This is a genomic window from Sphingomonas sp. UYAg733 (assembly GCF_054057355.1).
In genome coordinates this window covers 1-26,336 of sequence record NZ_JBSRZE010000020.1, presented here as the reverse complement: position 1 = coordinate 26,336, position 26,336 = coordinate 1, and the positions used below count along the sequence as shown (strand labels likewise).

Below are 26,336 nucleotides of genomic sequence, written 5' to 3'. Positions count from 1 at the left end.
GGAAGAGCGAAGCGGTTCCCGCGCCCGGTAGGCGCGGGAACCGGTCGCGATCAGTCGGCGGGATTCCAGATGATCGCGAAGGCGTCATCGTCGTCCTGACCGGCGGCGCGGCCGAGATTGGCGTAGAGGCGGCGCGGCCCGAACTCAGGGGCGGCTAGCGAAAGCGACACATACTCGTTCCCCGAAGACTCGCTGACCCGGTTCCAGCCCGCGCCGACTTCGACTGGTCCCGCCATGACCCGATAGTCGGGCTGCCGGTCGCCACTCTTGCGGGTGTTCGGGAGGATTTCGATGTCGGTGCGGATCGAGAGGGTCTTGAGCTGGCCCTTGAAGCCGTTTCCGTCGCGGGTGACATATCCGATGGCAGGCATTGCAGGTCTCCTTGATGTCGCCGTTGCGAACCATTCGCGGGCGATGGGCCGACCGTGGGGACGGCGTTAGCGGGTCGGCGAACCGTCAGGCCGCAGCGCAGCGGAGGACCGGAAGGCGGCGGCTCATTTGCAGCGCAGCGGCCGCGAGGAGCCCGCACAGCGGGCGGGGAAATGAGCTGTCGACGATGGTTTCGCCGGCCCGCGGCCGGCCCAGGTCATGCGCCCGACAAGCCCGGATGGTTGGCACGGGACTCGAACATGAGACTGAAAAACGACTGCCGGATCAGGTCATCTGCGCCGGCGGCTTCGCAGGCAAAGTCAGCCCTGGATCCTGTGCATCGGTCGTGCTGCACCGCCCGCAGTGCACCGCGCTGATGATATAATTCATCGCGGGCTGCGTTCGACGACGGGCCAAACCGACGTCGCAAGTGTGAGCGGAAGAGATGCGTCGTCGCTCTTTTGCTGGCACAGCGGGACCGTCCCGCGCCAATCGCGGCGGCGGTGACTGGCTGGAACTGGTACGATGCCGATCGACCTCGAATCCGTTCCTGATGCCGCCGCTCTACGCCGGACCGTGGGCGTGGTGGCGCTGCTCAATCTGGCCTATTTCGGGGTCGAATTCGCGGTCGCGCTGCGGATCGGTTCGGTGTCGCTGTTCGCCGATTCGGTTGATTTCCTCGAAGACGCCTCGGTCAATCTGCTGATCCTGATGGCGCTCGCCTGGTCGGCGCGGGCGCGGGCGCGAATCGGCATCGCGCTCGCGCTGATCCTGCTCGCGCCCGGCATCGCGACGCTGTGGACCGCCTGGGCGAAGATCGGTGCGCCGATCGCGCCCGACCCGCTGGCGCTGTCGGCGACCGCGCTTGGCGCGCTCGCGGTCAATCTGTTCTGCGCGCTGCTGCTGGCGCGGTTCCGGCATCATGGCGGGAGCCTGACGCGCGCGGCGTTCCTGTCGGCGCGTAACGATGCGTTCGCCAATGTCGCGATCATCGCGGCGGCGGTCGTCACCGCGTCGGTATGGCGATCGGCGTGGCCCGATGTGATCGTCGGGCTGGGCATCGCGGCGTTGAACGCCGATGCCGCGCGTGAGGTCTGGAGCGCGGCGCGGCGCGAGCATCGCGCTGCCGCCTGAGCGGCGGCGGGCAACATGGTTGACCGCCGCGCCGCGCCGGGGGCGCTGGATCAGCAGGAACCAATCGAGATTCAGCCCGTCAGCCGTAGCGGCGGCGGCACAAATTCGGCCGCAGCGAAGTACGCGAGGATCGCATCATAACTGCCAAGCCGTTCAGCGGTCGACAGTCCGATCACGACATATTCCTCCTCGTCGGCGGCGAATAACGGAACCTCGCCGCTACCCGTGAACACCGCGATTTCGGGACCGAACTGGCCGGGATAGCCGCCCGACCAGCGCACGAACGGCAGATGATGATCGACGCAAAAGCCTTCGAGATCGTCGAGCCGCCCCCATGCGACCTCGTGCGCATGGAGGCGAAGCGCATCGTCAGGCGGGATTTGCGAAGCGTCGAAATCGGGGCCATCCCAGTCAGTGGACAGCCCTTCGCCGGTGATGAGATCGACCAGTTGGTTGCATAATCCAGCGGTAAGATCGCCGCCGATGGCGATCGATACGGAAACACGGTCGGCCATGTCATTGCTCCTTTCCGCGCGCCAGCCGCCGGGACGGCGGCGGCGCGCGGCCGATTTTTTGAGGGGTCGAGAAAATGGGGAGCGGCCTCGCGCCGCTCCCCAAGGGATCACGCCGCCAGTGACACCGCGTCGGCATCGTCTTCTCTCTGCGGCAAGGCGATCACCTTGCCGGGGGCGGCGGGGGCCGGCTCATCGTCGCCGGTTTGCTGCCCGATCTCGCGCGCGGCCTCGGCCTTGGCGTGAGCCGACACCGTGCCGACGCCGCCACGCTCGGTATAGGCGGTCGGCGGGAACGCCATCCAACGCGGCACCCAATCCTCGCGCTTGGTGCGCCCGTTCGCACCCTCCAGATGGTCGCGGATGATGCGCTTCATCGTCTTGGTCTTCTCGCCCCCATTAGCGGCGGCGACGGTTTCGCCCGCGACCTCGGCGACGATCCGTAACAGCACCTGCTTGTCGCGGAGCAACGCGAAGAACGCATCGTCCGCCAGCCAGTAATGCGTCATATCGACGCCGATGTGCGTCCCGACCGCCTCAACGGCGGCACTGCCGCTGGCGAGGGTTTCGCCCATGACGATGGCGATCACCTCCATGACGATCCGGTCGGGCAGATCGAGCAATCGGTGTAAAATGGCGACCAAATCGTAATCGTCGCCATTCCCGCCGGTCACGTTCGGCTCGTCTTCGCCAAAGCCGAGAACGCCCAGCACCGCCCGGCGACGTTCGTCGAAATCCGCCTCGGCCTTGCAGTTGTCGAGGCTATCGCGGACCTCGTCGTTGCGGGTGGATTGCGGCTCGGGTTTGATCGTCCACAGGTGCGACCCGACAATCGTATGGGCGACCATCAAGCGCAGCGCGACGCCGGGATGCGCGGTCATGCCTGCGCGGACGGCGGCGTGGCGATGCAGGTCGATATAGGTCTGCATCGTCGAAGTGACTTCGGGTCGGGTTGGTTTCGCAGCCGTTTCGGACTTGGCGAGCCGCGCGGCTTCCTTGCGGCTGACATAGCCTTCGTGGATCGTCACTTCGCCATTGGCGCGCACGTCGAGATAGACGCGCCCGCCCTTACGCTTCCCCGCCTTCTCATATTCCCAGGTCGAGAAATGTTCGGACGACGGGACGACAATCGCATCGGCCCAGCCTTCCTCGATGACCGCCAAACGGCGCGCCTCGATCGCTGCATTTTGCACCGTCCAGAAGGCATCGGCATCGGCGAAATAGCGGTCCTCGCCAAACAGATCGGCGATGGTGACAAGGCCGCTTGCCTCCACGTCGAACAGCGCGTGTTTGACCGGCACCGACTGCCCGCCGAACAGCCACGCCTTCAATTGATGGCCGGTCGGGAGATAGGCATTCTCGTCGTCGGCGAGCGCCAGCCATGCCTTTTGCTGGCTCTTGCTGGCGAGGGTCAGGTGACGGACGGTCGCCGCATCGATCCGTTCGTGGCGAAACAGATCGCGGATCGCGGGCAACAGATTGCCGAGCGCCAGCACCCGTTTGATAGCGAGGTCGGGCAAGCCGAAGGTCGCGGCGATGTCCTCGACCTTGCGGCCCTCTTTCACCAACCGGGTGAAATTCTCCCACTGTGTCACCTCGTCTGGGTCCAATCGCGCCATGTTCTCGATCATCGACGCTTCGATGGCGGCGGCATCGTCGCCCTCGTCGAGGATCGCGCACGGCATTGGTTCGGGCGTCGGATCGCCCGCCGCGCGACGTTCGTCGGCGACGATCTTCGCCGCATGGAAGCGGCGGCTTCCGGCGACGATCTCGAACAGGCCGGGGCCGCAATTGGGGCGGACGATCACCGGCTGTAGGACGCCCCGGCTGCGCACGGTCGGCAATATGTCGGACACGTCGGGGGCTTTTTTGCCGTAACGCATATTGGCCTTGCTGACCGACAGCTTGTCGAGCGCGATAAAATCGAGTTTCATCATTCTACTCCTTGTGAGTGCCGGTCCGTGTTTCTTTGAAGGGGATGCGGACCGGTTTTCGGGATTGCGGCGAACGGCCGCAGCGTCGGCCGCCATCCGGTTCGGATGGCGGAAGCTGGTCGGGTGCGAGGTAGGTCAGGGCGGCGCGCAGCCGGATTTCTGCGTCGGCAAATGCCGCTTCGGTCTGGATGGTCGACCCGGTCGCACACGCCGTGTCCGCCCAGAGCGACAAGGCTATGAGGCTGGCAAAACCAAGATCGCGTTCAATGGAAAGACCGAGCGGCAGTCGGACGGCAGCTATCTCCGACAGACTGAAACTGCCGAGTTCGGGGCAACCGAAGCCGAGGTCGGCAAGGCCGAACAGCGTATCGCCATCGCTATCGAGTTCGGTCGCGAGCCACGTCGCGGCACCAACGGGATTAAAGAATTTGACGACCGGCGGGGGGTCGGGTTCGCAGGCGTGCGCGCGATAAGCGTCGCGCCGCGCGGCGGCGTTGCGGATCAAGGCGTCGCGCAAGTCGGGCGTGAGCAAATCCATCGTCACAAATCCTTCGGCTGGAACAGGTCGAGCTGGTTGCGCGCGTTGATGTCGAACAAGCCGAGGTCGCATGGATGCTGTGGCTTCTTGGGTTCGAGCGGGGCGGCGGCGCGCGCGGTCAGCCGATCAAGTTGCGTGATCGGGACGACACCGGGGACGAGGGTTTGCGGCCCGATGGCGGTCGCCTCGATCTCGAAACCGGGTGCGGGCGTGGCAGCGGTCATGGTCATGCCGCGTCTGCCTGATTCTGCGGGGTGCAATGTTCGGCATGACGCGCGAGCAACCAATCGGCGGCTTTAGTTGCGGCGCTGGCGGCGCGGAAGATCGCGCGATTGTCCTCGCGGAGCACGTCGAGCCACGATGCCAGATAATCGGCGTGACGCACGGTCGGGACGATGCCGAGTGCCGCGCAGAGAAACGCCGATCCCATTTCGGCGACCAGTTCCTCGCGCGCGTAATCCTTGCTGCCGAACCCGGTGAACAGCTTGCGGTCGAGCCGCGACGGGTGGCCGGTGGCGTGGGTCAGTTCGTGAAGGCAGGTCCGATAGTAATTGATCTGCTCGAAGAACGCCGGTTGCGGCGGCACCTGCACGAAATCCTTTGCGGGGACGTAGAACGCCTGATTGCCGCCGATGCGGAAATCGACGCCGCTGGCTGCGATCATGCATTCTGCGACCGGCACGATCTCGCGTTCGGGGAGCGGGACGGGTTCGGGCGCGAGGCCGGGACGCAAGCCCTCGCACTGCGCGACGTTGAACACGGTAAAGCGTTTGAGGAAGGCGATGGTCTTGGCGTCGTTGCCGGTTTCGACGGCGCGGGCCTTTTCGGCCTCGGGGATGAAGCGGTCGGCATAGACCACGGTCGTGCCGCGCTCGCCCTTCCTGACCGCGCCGCCCGCGTCGATGGCCTGTTTGAAGGTCAGCCACCCTTGCGACGGGAAACTGTGATCGATCACCGCGCCCCACAGGATCAACACATTGACGCCCGAATAATGCCGTGCGGTAAGGGCGTTCCGGGGCAAGCCGGTGGTGGTGCCGCCGGGTCGGCCCCAAGGCTGAACCCACGGCACCCGCCCCGCTTCGAGTTCTCCCACGATGCGCACGGTCACCTCGTCATAAAGGTTGGTGCGGGGTGCCTCGGGTGCGGGCCGGGTATCACGCGCACCTGTGCTGCGCGCCGTCGATGCCGCGCGGGTCCGGCGCTTGGCCTTCGCGCGAGGGCTGGTCGGGGAACGCATCGCAAGCCTCCATCACCGCCCCAAAAACCCGCATGGCCTCCCCGAAAAAGCGGGGGTGGGCGGCGAGATGCGACCGGAGAGGCCCGCCGCGAGCGGCGGCGGCACCGCAGGCCGGAACGCAGTGGAGGAGCCGGGCGCAGCCCGGCTTGCCGGCGACGCGGGCGGGCCTAGCAGGGAGCGCCGCCCACCCGCGCTTGCCCGGGAAGGCCACAAACAGCGCCGCCGCGCATCCGCGCGGCGACCGCGACACGGGACGGGCACCGCCCGTCCCGGCGCCAGCCGATCGTCACCGTCAGGCCGAGACCCGCCAGGGGCTAGGTGGCGAGGGCAAGCCCGAGCCATAGAGCGCGGTCGCGCGGGCGAAGCCCGGCGCGAGGCGCCGGACAGCGCCGGTATAAACCCCTGGGATCGTCGGAGTCGGCGTGGAAAACGCAGTGACCCGTTCGGTTCTCGAAAATCTGAGAATGGGCAACTTCAAGCTAGCGGCGCATCAACGAGCGGTAGCCGCCGCGCGCCATCGACCGCGCCTCTGTGACCAGGCGTCGAATCCGCGATCGCAGCGACTCCGAAGGATCACGCCAGTCGCGCGCGACGCGTTTTTCGCCGAACAGGGCATCGGCCATTTCGCGGTGACTCGCACCCGCCCGGAGCGCATCGTGGACGCGGAGCAGTATCAGTCCGCGCGGCACCCAGGAATCAGCGGGAAATAGTGATGCCGCGAAGCGCCGGTGGCGGCACAGATGAAGGAATCGACGCAACGGCAGAAGCCTTGTCTCGGCGCTACGCCGTCCGTGCAGGCGATAATGGAGGACCACGGGGCCGCTGATGAGACTGCCGGCCTCGAGATCGAGCCGGATGTGATTCCAGCCGTCGGACAGGACCGCATGTTCGCGGTCATCACTACCGACCGCGAGCGTCAGCCACGGTGCGAGATGCTGCAAATCGATACCGTCGGGATCCTGTAACGCGGCCGGCAAAGCGACGACGCGCAGCGCGCCGGGATCGAGATCGGCATGCCAAATGATCCGCGCATCCGGGGCCGCACGCTCCGGATGCTCAGCGAAAGTGAATCCCCCACTGGGCCGGGTCGTCAATCTTGCCATCGACCAATAGCGTAGCACCCCGCGTCGCGGTGCTCGCGCGGGTGTACCAGTCGACATAGCCGGGGTCGCGACGCAGCCATTCCCACATCAATCCGGCGCAATCGATGTTGCGCAAGCGAAGATAGTCTTGCGGATCGCGCCACGCCGCGGATTCATCGTCGGTCACGCCTCGGGCGCCGCTCGCTGTGATAAGCTGCGAGCGGGACTTATCTGCAGCAACCATTTATGATATTGCAATTCTATTACACGATTCGCGAAGCGTCGGCGTGAGATGCCGTCGCTTCGCCCGAGAAAACAGGGAAGGGCGATCGCGGGAACAGCGGCGATTTGAGGCGCCGCCTGCGGTCGGGATGCTGCCCGATGGGCATGCACATGATGACGATCGAATTCATTCGTATCGTCGAGGCCGTGCGCAGCGCGCACGACCTTAACGTGGTAATGGCCGCGATCGCGGCAGATCTCGGATTCCAATACTTCGCGCTCACCCATCACGTCGATATCATCGTCGCGAGTGGCACCGCGATCCGGTTGCATAACTATCCGGACAAATGGGCCGAATATTACGATGCCAACACGCTCGGCGTGTCCGATCCGGTTCATCGCGCCAGCCATGTGACCAGCGCAGGCTTTACTTGGTCGAAGATGCCACAGATGATTCCGTTGACCGCGACAGATCGGCGTGTGCTCGCGCTTGGTCTTGCCGAAGGGATCGGCGACGGGTTCACGGTCCCCGCGAATGTCCCTGGCGAGGCGCGCGGATCGTGCTCGTTCGCCAATGACGCGGGCCGGCCGATGCTCGAGGCCATGCTGCCGCTGGCGCAGCTCGCCGGCACGTTCGCGTTCGAAGCGGCGCGCCGGCTGTGGTCGCAGCGCGGGCACATGGCGACGCCGCCGCCGCCGGTGCTGACCGACCGCCAGCGCGACTGTCTGCTTTGGGCGGCACGTGGCAAGAGCGACTGGGAGATCAGCCGTATCCTTGGTATCGGCGAGGAGACCGTGATCCGCCATCTCAAGCAGGCACGCGAGCGATACGGAGTGCAGAAGCGGACATTGCTGGCGATCCGGGCCTTGTTCGATGGAACGCTCAGCTTCACCGATGTCCTGAAGCGCTGATATTCCCTTTTCTGGGAATAGCGCGGACCCGCCGTCCTCGCGATCCTCAACCGCATTCACGGCTGAGGAAATGCCCATGCTTCGTATCATTCGTTCCGCTGCGGCGCCGACGAGCAACAAGGCGCTCCGCGCGATGTTCGCGGCACGCAAGTCGGTGTTCGTCGACCTGCTCAAATGGGACGTCCCCGTGCTCGACGGGCGCTATGAGATCGACCAGTTCGACACCGAGCATGCGACCTATCTGATCCTCTCCGACCGTTTCGGCGAGCATCTCGGATCGGCGCGACTGCTGCCAACGCTCCGGCCCCATATCCTCGATACCCTCTACGCGCAGCTATGCGAGGGGTCGCCGCCGCGCGGCAATCATATCGCCGAAATCACCCGTTTCTGCCTTGATCGCCGATTGAACGCCCGCGAGCGCCGTCAGGTGCGAGACACGCTGGTCGCGGCACTTGTCGATCATGCGCTCGCGCACGGCTTCACCCATTACACCGCGATCGCGGAGATGGGGTGGTTCCAACAGATTCTCGCGTTCGGCTGGCGCTGCCTGCCGCTCGGGCTACCGCAACTCGTCGACGGATCGGTGCTTGCGGCGCTCAGGATCGACATCGGCCCGGAGACGCCTGCGCTGCTCGAGCGCGCCGGGATCAAGGCCGACGATACCGTGCGGGCCAGCAATCAGCGCATCGCTGCGTGAACAGGAGACGTCCGATGACCTCATCCTCCAACACGCTCATCGATGCTTGGGCCGATCGCCTCCAACGCGACGGTTATTGCATCATCCCCAATGTCCTGCCCAAGGCGGACATCACCGCGCTCGACGACGAGCTCGCGCCGACGTTCGCGCGAACTCCCTATTGCCAAGGCGGCTTCTACGGCGCGAAGACCAAACGGTTCGGGCGGCTGCTGGCGCGATCGGATCGGATGCCGATGCTCGTTCAGCATCCGCTGATCACCGGCATCGTCGAAAGGCTGTTGTCGCCGTGGTGCGACACGCTGCAACTCAACGTTACCCAGGCGATCGCCGTGCATCCCGGCGCTCTCGCTCAGCTCCCGCACCGCGATCAGGATATGTGGGCGGCGAGCAAAGGAGAGGTCGAGTATCTCGTCAACGTCATCTGGCCGCTGACACAGTTCCGTGCCGAGAACGGTGCAACGATGGTCTGGCCGCACAGCCACGGCGTGAAGGCGCTCGAGATCGCGCCGGACACCGATCCCGTCCCCGCCGAAATGGCACCGGGTTCGGCGCTTTTGTTCCTCGGATCAACGCTACACGGGGCCGGCGGCAACGTGACGCGCGAGATTCGGCGCGGGCTGGTGGTCGGCTATGCGCTCGGCTGGCTAAAGCCCTATGAGAACCAATGGCTCGCCTATCCGCCGCCGGTAGCGCGAAGTTTTTCGCCGGAACTTGCCGCCTTGGTCGGTTATCGGCAGCACCGCCCCAACCTCGGTAATTATGAGGGGCAGTGTCCGTCGGTCCTGCTCGGTGAAGACGTTCCGGACGCGATCGGCGCGATCGACGCGCTACGTCCCCACCAGGAAGCGATGATCGCCGCGTTCGTCGATGACCAACGCCGGGCATCGTGAATTCGGGAGCAACATCGGAGCGCGTCTATGACGCGCTGAAGCGTCGCATCTGCGAACGCGAATTCCGGCCGGGCGACCGCCTAGACCCATCCATGCTCGGCGACACCCTCAATAGCAGTGTCACGCCGATTCGTGACGCTCTGCATAAGCTCACTGGTGAAGGGTTGGTCGAGGTTCGCCCAAGTGACGGTTTTCATTTGCCGCAGATCGACGTGCCGGGATTGCAGGATCTGTATCGCTGGACCGCCGAGATCCTTGCATTGGCTATCAAAAGTTCGACCCAGCCCATCGTCGGCGGCGTGTCATCAACCCGGATCGGCGGAGTGACAATCGCTCTCGCCGATGCCACCGCTGCATTGTTCGCCGATATTGCTCAGCGATCGCGCAATATAGAGCATCGACGCGCGATCAGCTCTGCCAATGACAGGCTCCACGCCGCACGCGTTGCGGAGACAAAAATTCTCGACGGCATCGCAGACGAACTCGCAAACCTTCGAGAGGCCGTCGCTGCCGCAAATCGCAACGACGTACGCAGGCAGGTTGCTGCCTATCACCGGCGACGCCAGCAGGCCGCAGCGGAGGTGGTACGGATACTGTACCGCAATGGCGGCACCCGCTGAAGGTAACGATGTCAGCTCAAACAATCTCAATATAAAATCCGTATAAAATTCAGATAGCGCGAGCGAACGCATAACTTTGGACTGCTGCTATCCCGCAGCTGACCAAAGGAATGCACCATGGAACGCGACACGGAAGTCCATGCCGAGCTTGTCGATCTCGGCGTCGCCAGCGAAGAGACACGCGGTATCGGCGTGACGAACTTCGAGCTGGGCGGCTATCGAGATCTCGCCGGCATCTCGAACGACGACTGACGAAGCGGCGCGCGGTCGCGATTGTGTCCGTGCGCCGATGTCGCGATGCGCCATACACTGCCCCCGCATATCTGGATCGCTACCTTCGCCGAGCACATCATCGTGCTCGATCTTCGCGCGGATCGTTATTCCCGGCTTGGCAAAGTTGCCGCGGATGTGTTGCTTACGCTCGCCCGAGACGATCGGCTTTCCGTCGAGCAGACAGAGGCGGCTCGTAAACTGGCCGCGGCGGGTATTTTGGCCGGCGATGGGTCGGGGAGACGGGTCGCTGGATTGCTCCTCGCGCTACCGACCGCAAGCGCGCTCGAACAAGTGACTCCCGATCTCGACCGGCGGCCTAGCGTCGTGCGGTGCGGGCTTGCGGTGCTTGGTGCGCAAGCGCGGTTAAGGGTCACCGGCTTTGAACGCACTATTGAGGTGGTGCGGACATGGAAGGCTGGTGCCAGATCGGTCGTATCCGAGGGCCGTGCTGTCGCGCTCGCGCGAGGATATGCGCGAGCGCGAAACGCGATACCGATCGCCCGGGCCTGCCTGCCCGACTCGCTCGCGCTTTTCGGGCTTCTTGTCGCTGCGGGAATCGACGCCACGCTCGTAATCGGCGTTCGCGACCAGCCCTTTGCGGCGCATTGCTGGGTCCAGACCGACGCATTCATCCTTACGGATGCGCTCGCGCCAATCCGCGAACTGACACCGATCTTGTCGATATGAGGCCGGGCCTAATCGTGATCGTTCCGCGCGATGACGCGCAAAACGAGGTTCAGGCCGCGTTTGAGCGGCTCGACCGACTGGGTCTCGATCGGCAGGCGATCGGCAGCGCCACGCTGTTCATTGACGACGCGGCATCGATCCTGCCCTTCATTGGCGCCGAAGGTGCCCTTGTCGGCACGATTTTCGATCGCGCCGGCGGCGGACGTGTCCGGGTGCTTCGTTCAAGCCAGTGCCTCGCCATCGAAGGGGCGGATGGACGCTACCTTCCTGAAAATTTGTGGGGCGCCTATGTCGCGTTCTGGCGAGACCGGCAGAGCAATGCGCTCGCAGTGTTCCGGGATCCGTCAGGCGCATTGCCGCTCTTTTATTGCCGGACGAAGTGCTGGGACATTGTGTTCAGCGACCTTCGCCTCGCGATCTTTTCAGGACTGCTGGCTGCAAGGGTCGATTGGGCCGGGATCGCGCATCTGCTGCGCTACCGCCAATTGCCGACCGAACGAACCGGGCTCGAGACAGTATCGGAGCTCTTGCCCGGTCAACGTATCATCTTGGGGGCACCCACACCGGCATGCGAAATGCTCTGGTCACCCTGGACTTTCGCACCGCGACGCGGCGCGTGCAAACCAAATCGACCAGACGCGCTAGCTGACACTGTCGCCCGGACGGTCGCGGCGTGGGGTTCACGGTACGACAGCATTCAGCTCGAATTATCCGGCGGCCTCGATTCTTCGATTCTCGCAAGCTGCCTTGCCGGACGAAGCGGTCCGTGGCGTTGTGCGACGATCCATACGCCCGGTGCCGATGGAGACGAACGGCCTTATGCACACCTGATGGCTGAGGCGGCGTCGGCGCCGATTATCGATCTTCCGGTCAACGCCGACGACATCGATCTTACGCGACGACCCCGCAGGCTTCGTCCACGACCTAGCGGGTTCGGCGTCCTTGATGCGATCGACGTTGTTGCCGGCTCGGCTGCCATATCCTTCGGCGCGGACGCTATTTTCAGTGGCACCGGCGGCGACAATGTTTTCTGCTATATCCTTTCGCCAACGCCCGTGCTGGATGCGTTTCGCTGCACGGGCTTAGCGCAGGCATGCAAGACTGCTGCCGATATTGCCGATATCAGCGGCACCACTAGCTGGAGCGTTGCGCGCCATGCGCTGCAACGCGCTGTGCTAGACGCAGCGCGACCACAGAGGTGGCCTGTCACGACGGCGTTTTTGGGTAACGCCACCTGTCCGCCCTTGGAATTGCACCCGTGGCTCGACCGTCCCGGCGATGGCTTGTGCGGATCGCGGACCCACATCGCCTCAATTTTGCGGATCATGCCAATGATGGACGCGTTCGATCGTGCCGTCGAGCCGGGCGTGGTGTTCCCGCTGATGTCGCAGCCGGTCATCGAAGCGTGCATCGCGGTGCCGAGTTGGCGCTGGATGACCGGAGGTCGCGATCGCGCGGCGGTTCGCGAGGCGTTCGACAGCCGCCTGCCGCGCGAGATTACGGGGCGGCGCAGCAAGGGGCGGCTCGAATCTGCGGTGCTGCCGGCATTTGCCCGGTCCCGGCCGACGCTGCTGGATCTGCTGGCGCACGGCCACCTCGTGCGCAACGGGATTATCGACCGGGATGCTGTTGGCGAGGCGCTCCGCAAGCCCGTCAGCGCCGACAATTTTGCTTACACCAGGATTCTCGAACTGGTCGATGCCGAACTATGGGTGTGTTCGATCCTCGATCTTGACGATCGGGATGCGCCTCGCCGCTAAATGTCGCCAGGAGGCGTATTGATCACTCTTCGTCGGGTCGAAATCTTCCTGCCCGGCAAGCCAGAAGCAAAACCAGTCGAGGTTGCGCCCGTATGCTGCCAGCTTTTGACGCGGCTGGCTTTTGACATGGGCCGCATTCGGAAAGGCGTAGAGTTCGACCGGCGTCGCCGATCGGCTGAGCTTGGCATAGAGTTCCATCGACCACCGCGCTTCGAGTTCGGGCAGCTGCATCAGCAAGGGAACTCGGATCGCGTCGGTATCGCGTGCCGACGCGATCGCTGCCCAACCGGCACGGTCGTGGTCCGGATCGCCAAGGTCCCAGGCTGCCTTCAACGCATCCGGGACGTCACGACCGCGCACGGCGTTATACCAGTAATAACCCGGTTCGAGCTGCCCGGACGCGATCGAGGCGGCCGCAAGCAGCGAGGAGTGACGGGCGACCCACATGACGACTTCGCTCCCGAAGCTCAGGCCCGCCATGCCGACGCGGCTCGTATCCACGATGCCGTCATTGCCGAGTTGCGCGACGATCGCGCGAATGCCCGACAGCGCCGCTGCATAATCCGCCTGTGAATCCTGCGTTGCGGCCGCGAACACCGCATTGACACACAGGGTAGCGATGCCCCGGCTGGCGAGCGGCAGTAGCGGGGTTTCGTCGCCAACACCGCCGCGCATGAAGCCAGGGCATCGGTAATAGTCGATCACGAGCGGGACACGCTGACCTTTTGCAAGGCGCCGCGGCAGAAGCAACTGGCCAGTGAATTGGCGACCCTGAGCGTCGCGCCACGTCAGCTGTCGCGCCGGTGTTTCGATCCGCGACCGCACATTCCGGTTTGGATCGAACATCGTGCTCGCCGCTCCGGTTTGCAGCGAGATTCGCACGAGTCGAGGTGGCACGGTGGCGCTTGCCTGGACGCAAATGGCGATAACGGGGGTGATTCCACATGGCGTAACCGGATCGCGCCCCCCACTTGCCAATCCGTCGGTGTGCATTAGCACGCGCGCTGATGCTGCTTCCTTCCGCCAACGATAGAGCGATTGTTCGAATGCAGCGGTCTCGGTCGTGACCAAAACGTCGGTGCTGTCAGGAATAAGCTGGACGCGAATGATCCGTCGGGTGCCGCACCGTATCGCTCGGCAAGCCTCCCGCTTCATCTCCGCTCCGGGTTCTTCTATCGTCGAAGACGAACCAGTTTCTCCGATCCCCGAGACCTGATCGTCGTAAGCGGACGCAAATGCGGCCCTTTCCAGCGTGAATATTTTGACTTGCTCGGGCTGATCATCCAGCAGCCCGCGACGCTCGAACCAGTGACCGGTCAAGCGCTGGCTCGCCGACCGACCATTGACGATGCTGCCGCCCGACACGCCGAGCGCCAGATCGACGGTGGCATCGACCAGCACGCCCGAATCTCGGCTGCGCGCCTCGGCCAAAGCGATGGCGCCCCTAGTAGCTCCCGTGCGATAGACGATCGAACGACCGCCCGCCGTCAGCACGAAATTGCGAACATCGGCAGCATCCGCCGTGATCTGCGCCGCAGCGTTGCTGTCGAGCGATGCCCGCCAAATCTGGACCGCCCCGCCGATCAGCGCTCGAAAGTAGATGGCGCGTGAATCCAGAGACCAGGTCGGCACTTCCGCGATGAGGGTTCCCGCGCTGTTGAACAGTCCGCTACCGCCATCGGCAATCGCCCACGCAGGCGCGGCGGTATCGACCCTCGCGATATACCAGGTTAAATCAACCCGGTTCCGCTCGATCGAGGGCCGATCAACGCGAAACGCCACGAAACGGCCGTCTGGCGAAACCACGGGCGAGGCGATGTCGGCAATCTCCACGATGTCGCGCACGCCGATACCCTGCGAAGGTGAGACGGCGGCAATTGCTGCCGTCAGCAACGTCGCGATCACCAGCCAAATCTCGCCTGAACCGAGATCAAGCGGCCGACCGGACTGGCCTGCTCGGGATCATAGGCGAGTGTCGAGTCGAAGGCATGATTATTCACGTAAGGCGGTGCGCGATCGAACAGATTGTTGGCACTCAGCGCGAAGCGAGCATTACGAAAAGGGCCACTATCGGCAAATCGATAGCCGACCTGGAGATCGACCGTCGTCCAAGAACCGACGCGCTCGGCCGGCGTCGTTGTCTGGTTCTGATACCGAGCTACATAATTGATGAAAGCGCCGAAATCGAAGCCGCCTTTAGACCATGACGCACGCCCGCGCAGCCGCAAATCAGTCGGATTCCCGAGCGTGGATACGACATTCACCGCAGGTGATGTCGGTGTGAGCCGCTGGTCGATCGCGAGCAGATAGGTGCCTGCCATGCCGATAGCGGCCGTGCCCCCGGCGAGCGACCGCTGATAGCCGATGTCGAGATCGATGCCGCGGATGGTGACCTCCGACAAGTTGCGGATCAGCCCGTCTATGATGACCTTGATGTCCCCCGGTCCGACGCCGAGCGTGTTGAAGAAGTTGGGGTCTGCGAAATAGCTGGCGACCAGCGCTGGGCTGGGATTGTCGGTGACGAGGGAGCCGTAGAGGTCGCGGCGAGTGAGGAAACTCAAATAATCCGCCGACGCCGAACCGATGCGATCCCGGTACGCGATGTTGAAATAGGTGGCGGACAGGGTGAGCCCGTCCACCGGCAGCGATTTCAGATCGGCACCAATCGTCCACGTCGCTGCCTTTTCGGGACCGATCAACGGCGACAGGCCGAACAGCCCGAGCGCCAGCGTCTTGCCCGTCGGCGCGTTCGGATCGTCAAGAAACACCGGCGCATAGAAGTTGCCGGCGGTTCCGGCCTGTTCGGGGAAATTGGGCGCTCGGAACGATGTGCCGTAGGACGACCGAAGCGAAAGGCCATCGGTCAGCTGCCAAGTCACGCCGATCTTGGGATTCGTGGTCTGACCCACGTCGCTGTATCGCTCGATCCGGCCTGCCAGAGCAATATCGAGCTTACCGGGTAACCAGCGCGATCCTTTGCCAAAGACGGGGATGGCCAATTCGCCATACATCGCCTCGATGTTGCGATGGCCGGGCAGACCAGCAAGCAGGCTATCGTTTGGGGTAAGCCGCCGGATATCGGCGGTCTGGCGGTAATCGAGCCGCTCGTCACGATGTTCCGCGCCAATCGCAAGCTTAACTGTACCCCATGGGAGATCGACCAATGGGCCGTCGAGGCGCAGGGCACCCGACCATACGGCGTAGTGGGTGCGCTGCCGCGTGCCGCCGCGCACCCGATCGATAGTGGCGGGATTCGTAAAGCTGCCGTCGCCGAATACGTTGAAGGCGGTTGCTCGGCTATTGTCGGCAAGGGCCACGGCGAGCCGCGCAGTATTGACCGCGTTGAAGGCATTAAAATGCTGGATTTGGCTACCATAGGTGACGGATGCTTCATAGTTCCAGCGGCCGAAAGAGCCCGCCAATCCGGCGGTAGTGGTCAGGCCATCGACCGTGCCGGTCTGGCGCTGCTGACCGAGGTCGGGCGTAAAATCATAACGCACGCTGATCGGCTGTCTCGTGCCGATCGGATCGACATAGAAGGCGTTTGTTACCGGCACCCTGACCGTTTCGGGAAATCCAAGCGGGCGCTGCTGATCGAACGACCGGCGCGCATAAAGGCCCCGCGCGAACAGTCTCAAGCCGGACGTGATATCCTGGTCGAACGAGGCATAGAGCGAGTGACTGAGCTGACTCGGCAGAAGGTCGATCGTTTTGCGTGCATTACGGCGATTTATCTGACCGGGAATGAGGTCGCTTGCGCGCAGCGTGGCACCGTTCTGATTCTGCGGAATGCCGAATACGGCACCATTGGCGGCAACGATCGTGCCTGGTGACGCATAGAGCGACCGGTAATCAGGGCCGCCATAGGGTCGCAGGTCTTCAGTTGAGAATGATCGGTCCGCACCGCTGAACCGATCTCGTTTGGCAAATTGATAGGCGAGAACGATGCCACCGCTCGACCATCGTTTGCCCGCGATCTGGCTCAGCTGAAGTTCGCCAAAATCGCCGTCGGCAGTGCCCGATCGCGCCGATGTCTCGAAGCCTTCGAAGCGATTGCGGAATCGGATATTGACCACGCCTGCGACAGCATCGGTGCCGTAAATCGCCGAAGCGCCATCGGTCAGGATTTCGATCCGGTCGATCGCGGACTGCGGGATGAGCGAGACATCAGTGAACGTGCCCGTGGTCCCGCCGAGCGCGGGCCGGTTGCCGTCAAAGAGAACGAGCGTGGAGGCGGTCCCGAGGCCGCGCAGGTTGATGCTCGAACCATTGGCTGCGTTGGCCCCCGCGCCGTTACGGGCCGTCGTGCCGACCGTGGTTTCGCTCGGGCCGCCATTGAAATTCTGCGGGATCGACTGAAAGATATCGGCGACGCTGCCGCGACCGCTGCTTTCGATAGCATTTCGATCGAGGACTATGACTGGGGCACCGATCGGCGCGGAGCCTCGAATTCGCGTTCCCGTTACGACGATCTCTGACTCGTTTTCGTCGGACGAGACTTGAGGCGCGTCCCGCTCAATGACAATCCGAGAGCCTGTCATTCTTGCTCGAAGACCTGATCCTCGCAGCAGCACCGAAACGGCGTCGATAGCTGTGAACCGACCCGAAAGCGTGGGGGCGAGCTTGCTCTCGATCAGCGCGGAGGAAACGATGATGTTCGTGCTGGAAACGAGCGCCACGGCGCGGAGTGAGGTTCCGAGCGACTGGGCTCGAAGATCATACCGTTGTTCACCGGCCTTTTGTGCGTGAGCCTGTGTCGCCATCGCGATGATCGAGGCACCGGCAGCGCAGACACAGATGCTTCTTGAGAACCGTCTAGTCACGTTCGTCGTCTCCCCTCGCGACGCACTTGGCGGCGTCGTTCGGGGCGATTGACGACAGCGGGAGAAGACCTGCCCCTCCCTTGAGCGAATTATTTCAACTGGCAGGGGCCGAAGGCGGGGCGGACATCATAAGGTCGCCTCGCTTGGTTCGGGCAACATGCAAACCGAGCGAGCCAGCGATGCTCTCCGCCAGGCCGGCGACATCGCCAACGTGATAGGCACCTGTGAGGCGCAGATCATTGAGCGAGGGATTGGCTAGGCTGATCTTCGTCGTGCTATAGCGATTGGCTTGGGCGATGGCGTCGGCCAGCCGGGTGCGGTCAAAGCTCAGCATCCCGGCAGGCCATTGGGTTTCGACCGCGGAAGCCGGCTGCGGAGTTACCAGCGGCTCGGCCGCGGCATAGGAGATTTGCTGGCCCGGCTTGAGCTGGGCGGTCACGGGTTGCGATGCCGCCAATCGCGAACGGCCGCCGCGCACTTCGACGACGCCGCGCAGCAACACCACCTTTACGTGGTTGCCGGCGACAGCCACATCGAAGATCGTCCCTCGGGCGATCACGGAGCCGCTGCCGGCCATGACGACGAACCGGCGCGCGGCATCATGTGCCACGACAAAGCGTGCGCGACCGCGTGAGAGATAGAGGCGGCGCTCGTTGCTGCTGAATGCGGTGTGCAGCACGCTGTCGGTATCGAGCGTGACGGTCGATCCGTCCGCCAGTGCGATTTTCCGGATCTGACCGACGCGCGACGCCAGCTCTGTGGCTTGCGACGCGCGATCGGGGCCGACCAATCGAACGCCGCTCACGGACAGGCCGAGGATCGCGACAACCAACATTGCCGCGGCGGCAAACGCGTAACGCACCGGCGGCCGGTCGATCATGCGCCGCCGCTCGGGCAAACCGCGTACGCGCCCGAAACTGGTCTGTCCCAGCAACGCCGCGCTATCCCAAGCGCGTTCGGCGCGGGCATATGCCTGGGCGTGCCGCGGATCAGCCATGCGCCACTGCTCGAACGCCGCACGATCGACGGCGCTGTCTGGGTCGTGGACCAGCGTCACCCAGTCGGACGCATCACGGCGCACCGCCTCGTCGGATCGGCACGCGTGGCCGGACATCACCGTCATTCCTCGCCGAGAACGCGATCGATCTCGGCGATGGCCCGGCTCATCTCCTTGCGAACGCCGCGCACACTCATTCCAACCCGCTCCGCGACCTCCGCATAGGTATAGCCATCAAGTCGGCACGCCATGAAAATCTCCCGTGTCCGTGGACGGAGTAGCTGCATAGCGGTTTCCAGGCGATTGATCATGTCGCGCGCTTCCAACTGGTCGTGTGGATCGTCGCCTGTAAGGGACACGTCGTCGATCGACACATGGAAGGCGGCCGCGCGTCGCACGGCAAACTTGGCGCGGTCGCGCAGGAGATTGCCGGCGATCCTGCTGAGATAGGCTTCGGGACGATCGACGGCGGGCGCGGAATCACTGTCGCGGCGGACGAGGCGCTCGAAGGTTTCATGTACAAGATCGAGCGCGTCGTCGTGGCCGGAACGTCGCGCGAAAAAGCGCAGCAGGCGTGGCGCTTGCGTGCGATACAGCGCGTCGATCGAGCGATCCGCGACGGCCGCAATTGCACGATCTTCCGGCGGCAGCGGATCTCCCGCCGAGACGCGCGACCTCACGAACTCGGTGACCATCTCGTCGCCGCGCACGCTCAGGCGCACGACACGGCCGAGGACGACCGCTCGACGCGGCCCCGACCCATACCAGCGATGTGGCAAGCCATTGCACGATCCACGTCGAAACGCCGACCAACGTCGGAAACCGGGAGCAGCCTGGAGCGATGTCACCGCCTTTAGCCGGAAGCCGGCTTGGACATTCACAGCAACGACCCGGACACGAATCAATCTTCCGGACCAAATTCCAGGACGTGTTCCCGCGCCTCGGCGCCGCGGTGTTGTGCAGCGCCCGCTCAACTTATCCGTTATGCGGGGCATTGCAAGCCCGGGCGCAAGGTGTTGTTTAAGTCTATTATTGCGGCGCTCGGGTAATCATCCAAACAGCCCTTGCCAAATGCCCTGTCGATCGAGAACACTGAACACGATGAGAACGGACCTTGATCATCTTCCCGACCGGAACCGGCGCGATCTCGAACGGGCGGTCGAAATTCTATTCGCCGAGTTCGAGGACGCGACCGCGCTTGCGACACGAGACTGGAAGAAGCAGGGCCGCATCCTCAGGATCGTGCTGTTCGGCTCGTTCGCGCGCGGCGATTGGGTGGCCGATCCCAAGGGCGGCTATTTCTCGGACTATGATATCCTCATCGTCGTCAGCGACCGGCGCCTCACCGACGTGCTCGAATTCTGGGCCAAGGCCGACGACCATTTTATGCGCGCCGTCACGATCGAGAAGTCGATCTCGGCACCGGTCAATTTCATCGTCCATGATCTCGCCGACCTGAACGAGCAGCTGCGGCACGGGCGACCGTTCTTCGCCGACATCGCGCGAGACGGGATAGTGCTCTATGAGACGGAGGGTTGCGACTTCGAGCCGCCGCGCCACATCGCGCGTGCGAAGCGGCAGGCCGAAGCGCAAGGCTACTTCGACAAATGGTTCTCGAGCGCAGAGGCGTTTAAGAAGAGTGCGGCATTTCTCGTCAGCATTGATCGACCGAACGAAGCTGCTTTCAACTATCATCAGGCGGCCGAGCGTTTCTATCACTGCGTCCTGCTCGTGCTGACGCTCTACAGCCCGAAGTCGCACAAGCTCAATTTCTTGCGCTCGCAGGCGGAAAGCAATGAGACGCGACTGATCGCGGTATGGCCGCGCGACACTCGCTTCGGTCAGCGCTGCTTCGAGCTGCTGCGGCGCGCCTATGTCGATGCGCGCTATTCGCCGCACTATAAGATCACACCCGAAGAGCTTGAATGGATCGGCGAGCGTATCGATGTGCTGCAATCGCTGGTGCGAGAAATCTGCCAGGAGCGGCTGGCACTCGGATAATCTCGACCGAAGTTTCGCGCGACATACGGCCTCAGCGGAGATTTACCGATATCGGCACGCGGCTTGCGGGCGCGTTTGTGAATGTCCAGCGCGACCCGACTCCCGTAGATCATCATCGTCGATTGTGAGCCGGGTGTTGAGCCATGTCTGAGGTGCATGGGCCGACACCTTTAGCCGCAAACGGCTTGGACATTCGCGCCGACCACCCGGCCATTCTGAGGTTATCCGTGTGCCAGCTACGGCGCTGTATTTCTAACGAAGACTGGCGTCATAGTGTCCCGCATGCCCGCTTTTTCAGACAGTATTTGCTCCAATTCGGATCTGATCGACACTGTTCACGATCACGCGCTGGAACGCAGTGATGGCCTCGACGCGGTCGATGCGATAGTTTCGCACGGCTTGAGCAGCCGCCAACAGGGTCCGCCGCTGTTTTGCCGGCGCAGTCGCTTGAGCCGGGAGTAGATCGACCAGCGCCTTCATGCTGGCATTCACAAACGCGATATCGGCCTGCGCGTTCGTCGCTAACGTGCGCCCATCGGTCCAGAGAACTGCGCGCGTCAACGAAATGGAATTAGAAAGGCAGCAGGGAAGGCCGGCGCGCGACAAATCCAACCCTGCGGGGAGCGCTTGGCATGGGCACGCGGAGTGTGACCTCGTTCCCGGCCGCAGTGGCCGTCATGTTCGAGAAGGGGCTGAGTTGAGCATCCACACGGCGCTCAGCGCCGGCCGGCAAGTCCAACCTGCCACTGGCTTTGCCATAGTCGTCCCGCTGAAGAAGAACGCGAGCGTCGTCGTTGTCCGTGCGCTTGTCTAGGAGATCGACGTTCGTCACGTCGGCTGCGGACATGACCACAGCCTCGCCCGCCGGGCCAGACATCGCCAGCATACCGAGTTGGATGCGGACGCCGGTGCGACCACGATTATTATAAACAAGCATGACCGATTGTCCGCCAGTGTCGGACCAGTGGGCCGATACCCGGGCCGACACCGCTCCTGCCTGAACCGTGGCCGCGCGGTCGCCGTCCGCGTCCTTTGACACTTGAACGCCCGGCGTCTCCACCGGCTCCAGCGGACCGCCCGTGCTGCGGCTGCACGCGGCGAGAAGGAGCGCGATCGCTGCCACCCCGCGGATCATATCGCACGCACCAGCTTCGTAGCCGGCATAGCCAAGCGCTGGCGCGTCTGGCTGTTAGGGCCGCCTAGGTCGCAATCGGTCTTCAGGCCGTTGCGGCGCTGAAAGGCCTGAACCGCGTCCAGGGTCGCGCTCTTGCTGCGCCCGACCAGGCCATCGGCGTGGCGCGCCTCGAGATAGCCGAGCGCCACCAGCCGGTCCTGCATGGCCTTTATCTGCGGATCGCCACCGCCGGGAAGCGTGACCGGACGGTAGGCAGCACTGCGATTGCGGGCGCGGATCACGTCGCGGATGTAGGGAAAGCGCGGGTCCCATCGTGATCGGTCGCCACCGGTCACGCCATCGCCGAAGTCGGAGATGAAGACACGGCCTAGTCCCGCCGGCCGTATCCGCTTGCGTTCCGGCATGAACCAGCTTTCCACCAACGAGGCCTGCTGCTCGACGTTGAAGCTGGTCCAAGGATTGCCGATGGCAGAATGCGGGAACTTGTAGGCGGTGCTGCGGTGCGTGCCCCACCCCCGCCACTTGCGGGTCTTCCAGACGTCGGTCACACCGCTGGACAGCTGGGACCAAAGCGACTGGCCCATGTAGAAGGTGGGCCAGACCCCATTCTCACCCTGCCAAACGTGGCAGAGTTCATGGATCAGCGTGGCGCAGCGCTCGGAATCAGTTATGATGCCGCCAAATCCGTCTTTCCAGTTGACCGTATAGTCGAATCTGCCGGAGGACGGGTTCATACCCGCAAGCGTGACGGCGGAGCCCAGCTCCAGGTTGGTGATGAAGACCCGGTCAAAGGGAATGGCGGACGCGTAGACCGTTCTCGCCAGCTGCATCTCGCCCGCGGTGAGCTTTCTATTTTGGACCATGCTAGGCTCCCTTTCCCCGACTGCAGAACCGACGTTGCTAACCTAAGTTCCTCCGAGCGGTGGTTCCGAGTGGTGCACAAGGACGAAAGTCTCCGTCGTTGATGCGGACGTTAGAGGCCGTGTCAGAACGGAAGTGTAACGGTGGACGATTTGGTTTCGATGTGATTCCTAGCGGTTGCGAGACCAGACTTGGAAGATCACAACAGGTGATCCGCAGGTACCTGATCGTCGAGCCGGAAGCCGTAGAACAGCGACCCTTGCGCCACCTTCCGACCCATCATGTCCCGCACTCCCTGCAGCCCTACAGGAGTGAATCGCCCTGGCGCGACGGCGGCAAGCGTTAGTTTTCAACAGTCTCGTTCGGTTCTGACACTAGTCGGCGGGGCACTTCCTGCCCAAACATCGCGTTTCGTTAGCAATGGGATGATTGCCGAAACCGGGCATGCGCGTGCTACGATCGCGGCATGACCGAGCTCGAATTTCGCGTGTGCGTACTCAAGAATCCGTTCAACGTAGAACTGGTTCGCCGCCTCAAGCCGATGCGCTTGCGTGAATGCTATGTAACGGCGGGATGCCTATTTCAAACCGTTTGGAATGAGATGTCCGAACGCGATCCGACATGGGGCATAAAGGATTACGACATCTTCTATTTCGACGACCGGGACCTATCCTGGGAGGCCGAGGATCGGGTGGTTCGTCACGTCGCCGAGGCCACCGCCGATCTTCCAATCTCGGTCGAGATACGAAACCAAGCGCGTGTACATCTCTGGTATCGCGAGCGTTTCGGCGGTCATTACCCCGCGCTTGACTCCGCCCGTGCAGGAATCGATCGTTACCTCATTTCCTGCACTTGCGTCGGAATCGGGGTGCAGGCTGGCGATCTATACATTCCGAATGGTTTGGCCGATCTCGTTGCCGGGGCGCTACGCATTAATCCGCTCAATTCGAGGCCAGACCTCTTCTTGCTCAAGGCACAGAGCTACAAGGAGCGATGGCCATGGCTAAGGATCGTGGGCTGATTGCTGCCGTATTTTCCGGCGGCAGCTAAGGGCAAGAGCCTTCCGAGACCGAGCAGGCAACTAATAATTACAGCGGTGAATCATGCCGCCGCCACAGCCGCAAGCGAGAGTTTTTCAGCAATCTTGGTCGGTTGTGACACCAGCTGCTCAGCCACGGTTTTCTGCGGGCATCAAAGTGTCAGAAGTCTGCATTACAAAAGAGGTGGCTCGGCTTGTCTGCACAGGCTCGCGGTCCGGATAAGTGGATCGCCGCTGGTTGATCATGCCGCAGCGAGAAGCAGCTGGTCGAAGTATATCTGGTCGGGCGTGCGGCCGCCAAGCGCGGAGTGCGGGCGGACGGCATTGTAGAACGCAAAGTAGCGGCCGATGCCGACGCGCGCTTCGGGGACCGAAGCGTAGGCATGCAGGTACACCTCCTCGTATTTCACCGAGCGCCAGAGGCGCTCCACGAACACGTTATCCCGCCAGCAGCCCTTGCCATCATGCTGATGGCGATCTCCTCGCGGTGGAGGACAGCGGTGAAGGCCGTGCTCGTAAATTGCGAACCCTGGTCGGTGTTAAAGATCGTGGACTTGCCGTAGTGTGCCAGCGCTCCTCCAGCGCCTCGATGCAGAACGCGGTGTCGAGTGAGATCGAGACCCGCCAGGCGAGAACCCGCCGGGTGAACCAATCAACGAGGGCGACGAGATACACGAAGCCGCGCGCCATGGGGATGTAGGTGATGTCCGTCGCCCATACTTGGTTCGGCCGGGTCACCTCCAGCTTGCGCAACAGATAGGGATAGATCTTGTGCCCCGGCGCGGGCTTCGAGGTGTTCGGACGGCGGTAGATCACCTCGATATTCATCCGCTTCATCAGAGTCGCGATGTGCAAGCGGCCGACCTTGATGCCTTCGCCGCCGGCAGATCGCGCAGCATCCGGCTACCTGCGAACGGATAGGCCATGTGCAGTTCGTCGATCCGCCGCATGATGGCGAGATCGATCGCCGACACCGGTCGCGGCAGATAATGGCCGCTGCCGCGGCTTATCCCGAGCGCCTGGCGCCTGCCGCGCCACCGGCAGCGCGTGCGAACGGTCGATCATCGTTTTGCGCTCGGCAACAGTCCCGCCTAATCACGAATCCGGGCCGAGCGCCCCGGACAAAAAATCGTTCGCCAGCGTCAACTCGCCAATCTTGGCGTGCAACGTTTTCACGTCGATCGCCGGCTCGCTGTGGCCCTCCGATCCGAAAACCCCCGCAGCCCCTTCCAGCAGCTGGCTGCGCCAGGTCGTGATCTGGTTCGGATGAACATCGAACTGCTGTGCCAACTCGGCCAGCGTCTTCTCGCCCTTAACGGCAGCCAATGCCACCTTTGCCTTGAAGGTCGGACTGTGGTTCCGGCGCGCTCGCTTCGTCATCTGATCTCCTGTTTGGCTGCCACAATGGCCGCCTCCAGGCAGAAACTCCACTTGGCCTACTATCCAGATTTGCCGAGCCACCTCTCTTCATCACTCGCTCCGCTTCCTGACCCTCAATCCTAAACTGGAATTTTCCAGCTCAAAATGGTCCAGGAAACGGGCAGCAGGTCAGGCGGGCGACCCGGCGGCGCTTCTCGGCTGAAGGACAAGATCAGGATCGTGCTCGATGGGCTGCGCGGCGAGGACAGCATCGCCGAGCTATGCCGCAAGGAAGGTATCGCCCAGAGCCTGTATTACACCTGGTCGAAGGAGTTCATGGAAGCGGGCAAGCGCCGCTTGGCTGGTGACACTGCCCGTGCCGCCACGACCGACGAGGTGAAGGATCTTCGCCGCGAAGCCAGTGCCCTGAAGGAGTGCGTCGCCGACCTGACGCTCGAGAACCGCCTGCTCAAAAAAAGCATGATCGCGGATGGGGAGGACGGCGAATGAGGTACCCCGCATCCGAGAAGCTCGAGATCATCAGGATCGTCGAGCAGTCGCACCTGCCGGCCCGGCGCACGCTGGAGCAACTGGGCATCCCGCGCCGGACCTTCTGCCGTTGGTATGACCGCTACCTCGAGGGCGGCCCCGAAGCATTGGAGGACCGACCGTCCGCGCCGAGCCGGGTGTGGAACCGCATCCCGACCGATATCCATGACCAGATCATCGAACTGGCGCTGGAGCAGTCCGAGCTGTCGCCCCGGGAGCTGGCCGTGCGGTTCACCGACGAACAACGCTACTTCGTGTCGGAAGCCACGGTTTACCGGTTGCTCAAGGCCCATGATCTGATCACCAGCCCGGCCTATGTGGTGATCAAGGCTGCCGATCGCTTCCACACCCAGACCACCCGGATCAACGAGATGTGGCAGACCGACTTCACCTACTTCAAGATCATCGGCTGGGGCTGGATGTATCTGTCGACCGTGCTCGACGATTACTCGCGCTACATCATCGCCTGGAAGCTGTGCAGCACGATGCGCGCCGAAGATGTCACCGACACCCTCGATATGGCGCTGGCAGCCTCAGGTTGCGACCAGGCCCATGCCCGTCACAAACCCCGACTGCTCAGCGATAACGGTCCCAGCTACATCGCTGGCGAGCTAGTGGATTGATTCCAACGTTTGGTGCCCGCGCCTGACAGCTGCGATAATGTGATCGGGATCGGCCTTCCAGACGAACGGTCGTGGTTCTTGA

General features: G+C 63.3%; 25 protein-coding genes and 2 pseudogenes. 11 read left to right on the top strand and 16 right to left on the bottom strand.

Features of this window, described 5'->3' with window-relative positions; translation table 11 throughout:
• Positions 1–50: 50 nt before the first annotated feature.
• Positions 51–371, bottom strand: coding sequence for a DUF736 domain-containing protein (locus ACVWZA_RS19910; RefSeq protein ID WP_457313183.1), 321 nt, complete (start codon positions 369–371; stop codon positions 51–53).
• A 523-nt stretch (positions 372–894) separates the two neighbouring features.
• Here ACVWZA_RS19910 and ACVWZA_RS19905 point away from each other — a divergent pair.
• Positions 895–1,503 carry a cation transporter gene (locus ACVWZA_RS19905; RefSeq protein ID WP_457313182.1) on the top strand — a complete coding sequence of 203 codons (609 nt, stop codon included), beginning with the start codon at positions 895–897 and terminating at the stop codon, positions 1,501–1,503.
• 71 nt (positions 1,504–1,574) lie between these two features.
• Here ACVWZA_RS19905 and ACVWZA_RS19900 read toward each other — a convergent pair whose 3' ends face one another.
• The 7 genes from ACVWZA_RS19900 to ACVWZA_RS19870 form a co-directional block, all read right to left on the bottom strand.
• Positions 1,575–2,018, bottom strand: coding sequence for a hypothetical protein (locus tag ACVWZA_RS19900; RefSeq protein ID WP_457313181.1), 444 nt, complete (start codon positions 2,016–2,018; stop codon positions 1,575–1,577).
• Between the two features lie 107 nt (positions 2,019–2,125).
• Positions 2,126–3,949: a ParB/RepB/Spo0J family partition protein gene (locus tag ACVWZA_RS19895; RefSeq protein ID WP_457313180.1), complete on the bottom strand. Its 1,824-nt coding sequence runs from the start codon at positions 3,947–3,949 to the stop codon at positions 2,126–2,128.
• A 4-nt stretch (positions 3,950–3,953) separates the two neighbouring features.
• Entirely contained in the window at positions 3,954–4,487 is a 534-nt protein-coding gene (locus ACVWZA_RS19890) for a DUF2958 domain-containing protein (RefSeq protein WP_457313179.1), read from the bottom strand.
• Between the two features lie 2 nt (positions 4,488–4,489).
• Entirely contained in the window at positions 4,490–4,717 is a 228-nt protein-coding gene (locus ACVWZA_RS19885; protein WP_457313178.1) for a hypothetical protein, read from the bottom strand.
• Positions 4,714–5,724, bottom strand: coding sequence for an ArdC family protein (locus ACVWZA_RS19880; protein ID WP_457313176.1), 1,011 nt, complete (start codon positions 5,722–5,724; stop codon positions 4,714–4,716). The genes ACVWZA_RS19885 and ACVWZA_RS19880 overlap by 4 nt, the downstream gene beginning before the upstream one ends.
• Before the next feature lie 479 nt (positions 5,725–6,203).
• Positions 6,204–6,827, bottom strand: coding sequence for a DUF2285 domain-containing protein (locus tag ACVWZA_RS19875; RefSeq protein WP_457313174.1), 624 nt, complete (start codon positions 6,825–6,827; stop codon positions 6,204–6,206).
• Complete coding sequence (locus ACVWZA_RS19870; RefSeq protein WP_457313172.1) at positions 6,781–6,993, bottom strand: transcriptional regulator domain-containing protein; 213 nt, start codon at positions 6,991–6,993, stop codon at positions 6,781–6,783. Before ACVWZA_RS19870 ends, ACVWZA_RS19875 begins: the two co-directional genes overlap by 47 nt.
• A 206-nt stretch (positions 6,994–7,199) precedes the next feature.
• Here ACVWZA_RS19870 and ACVWZA_RS19865 point away from each other — a divergent pair, with 206 nt between their 5' ends.
• From ACVWZA_RS19865 to ACVWZA_RS19835, 7 genes are all read left to right on the top strand, one after another.
• Positions 7,200–7,940, top strand: a complete 741-nt coding sequence (locus ACVWZA_RS19865; RefSeq protein WP_457313170.1) for a LuxR family transcriptional regulator — start codon at positions 7,200–7,202, stop codon at positions 7,938–7,940.
• A gap of 76 nt (positions 7,941–8,016) precedes the next feature.
• The gene (locus ACVWZA_RS19860) at positions 8,017–8,637 is read left to right on the top strand and encodes an acyl-homoserine-lactone synthase (protein ID WP_457313168.1); all 621 of its coding nucleotides are present in this window, start codon (positions 8,017–8,019) and stop codon (positions 8,635–8,637) included.
• A gap of 14 nt (positions 8,638–8,651) precedes the next feature.
• Positions 8,652–9,527 (top strand): phytanoyl-CoA dioxygenase family protein, encoded by an 876-nt coding sequence (locus ACVWZA_RS19855; protein ID WP_457313166.1) that lies wholly within the window; start codon positions 8,652–8,654, stop codon positions 9,525–9,527.
• Positions 9,524–10,147, top strand: coding sequence for a GntR family transcriptional regulator (locus tag ACVWZA_RS19850; protein WP_457313164.1), 624 nt, complete (start codon positions 9,524–9,526; stop codon positions 10,145–10,147). Before ACVWZA_RS19855 ends, ACVWZA_RS19850 begins: the two co-directional genes overlap by 4 nt.
• A gap of 117 nt (positions 10,148–10,264) precedes the next feature.
• Complete coding sequence (locus ACVWZA_RS19845) at positions 10,265–10,399, top strand: benenodin family lasso peptide (RefSeq protein ID WP_457313162.1); 135 nt, start codon at positions 10,265–10,267, stop codon at positions 10,397–10,399.
• A gap of 45 nt (positions 10,400–10,444) precedes the next feature.
• Positions 10,445–11,107, top strand: a complete 663-nt coding sequence (locus ACVWZA_RS19840) for a lasso peptide biosynthesis B2 protein (protein ID WP_457313160.1) — start codon at positions 10,445–10,447, stop codon at positions 11,105–11,107.
• Positions 11,104–12,867 (top strand): asparagine synthase-related protein, encoded by a 1,764-nt coding sequence (locus tag ACVWZA_RS19835; protein WP_457313158.1) that lies wholly within the window; start codon positions 11,104–11,106, stop codon positions 12,865–12,867. The genes ACVWZA_RS19840 and ACVWZA_RS19835 overlap by 4 nt, the downstream gene beginning before the upstream one ends.
• Here the strand turns inward: ACVWZA_RS19835 and ACVWZA_RS19830 are convergent.
• The 4 genes from ACVWZA_RS19830 to ACVWZA_RS19815 all read right to left on the bottom strand — a co-directional run bounded on the left by ACVWZA_RS19830 (position 12,814) and on the right by ACVWZA_RS19815 (position 19,397).
• Positions 12,814–14,772, bottom strand: coding sequence for an Atxe2 family lasso peptide isopeptidase (locus ACVWZA_RS19830; RefSeq protein ID WP_457313156.1), 1,959 nt, complete (start codon positions 14,770–14,772; stop codon positions 12,814–12,816). The two genes, ACVWZA_RS19835 and ACVWZA_RS19830, sit on opposite strands and share 54 nt — an antisense overlap.
• Positions 14,769–17,630: a TonB-dependent receptor domain-containing protein gene (locus ACVWZA_RS19825; RefSeq protein WP_457313154.1), complete on the bottom strand. Its 2,862-nt coding sequence runs from the start codon at positions 17,628–17,630 to the stop codon at positions 14,769–14,771. The genes ACVWZA_RS19830 and ACVWZA_RS19825 overlap by 4 nt, the downstream gene beginning before the upstream one ends.
• A 154-nt stretch (positions 17,631–17,784) precedes the next feature.
• Positions 17,785–18,804, bottom strand: coding sequence for a FecR family protein (locus tag ACVWZA_RS19820; RefSeq protein ID WP_457313152.1), 1,020 nt, complete (start codon positions 18,802–18,804; stop codon positions 17,785–17,787).
• 5 nt (positions 18,805–18,809) lie between these two features.
• A complete protein-coding gene (locus ACVWZA_RS19815) occupies positions 18,810–19,397 on the bottom strand; it encodes an RNA polymerase sigma factor (protein ID WP_457313150.1) in 588 nt (195 codons plus the stop codon).
• 391 nt (positions 19,398–19,788) lie between these two features.
• Here ACVWZA_RS19815 and ACVWZA_RS19810 point away from each other — a divergent pair, with 391 nt between their 5' ends.
• A complete protein-coding gene (locus ACVWZA_RS19810) occupies positions 19,789–20,688 on the top strand; it encodes a HEPN domain-containing protein (protein ID WP_457313148.1) in 900 nt (299 codons plus the stop codon).
• 294 nt (positions 20,689–20,982) lie between these two features.
• Here the strand turns inward: ACVWZA_RS19810 and ACVWZA_RS19805 are convergent, their stop codons facing one another.
• The 3 genes from ACVWZA_RS19805 to ACVWZA_RS19795 all read right to left on the bottom strand — a co-directional run bounded on the left by ACVWZA_RS19805 (position 20,983) and on the right by ACVWZA_RS19795 (position 22,686).
• Positions 20,983–21,168, bottom strand: coding sequence for a hypothetical protein (locus ACVWZA_RS19805; protein ID WP_457313146.1), 186 nt, complete (start codon positions 21,166–21,168; stop codon positions 20,983–20,985).
• Between the two features lie 91 nt (positions 21,169–21,259).
• Complete coding sequence (locus ACVWZA_RS19800) at positions 21,260–21,823, bottom strand: hypothetical protein (RefSeq protein ID WP_457313144.1); 564 nt, start codon at positions 21,821–21,823, stop codon at positions 21,260–21,262.
• The gene (locus ACVWZA_RS19795) at positions 21,820–22,686 is read right to left on the bottom strand and encodes a peptidoglycan-binding protein (protein ID WP_457313142.1); all 867 of its coding nucleotides are present in this window, start codon (positions 22,684–22,686) and stop codon (positions 21,820–21,822) included. Before ACVWZA_RS19795 ends, ACVWZA_RS19800 begins: the two co-directional genes overlap by 4 nt.
• Positions 22,687–23,150: 464 nt before the next feature.
• On the opposite strand from ACVWZA_RS19795, the gene ACVWZA_RS19790 reads away from it, so the two are divergent.
• Positions 23,151–23,705 (top strand): nucleotidyltransferase family protein, encoded by a 555-nt coding sequence (locus ACVWZA_RS19790; RefSeq protein WP_457313140.1) that lies wholly within the window; start codon positions 23,151–23,153, stop codon positions 23,703–23,705.
• 260 nt (positions 23,706–23,965) lie between these two features.
• Here the strand turns inward: ACVWZA_RS19790 and ACVWZA_RS19785 are convergent.
• Positions 23,966–25,103: pseudogene (locus tag ACVWZA_RS19785) on the bottom strand (IS3 family transposase).
• Between the two features lie 116 nt (positions 25,104–25,219).
• Here ACVWZA_RS19785 and ACVWZA_RS19780 point away from each other — a divergent pair.
• Positions 25,220–26,251 (top strand): annotated as a pseudogene (locus ACVWZA_RS19780) (IS3 family transposase); the annotation flags it as partial.
• Positions 26,252–26,336: the final 85 nt, after the last annotated feature.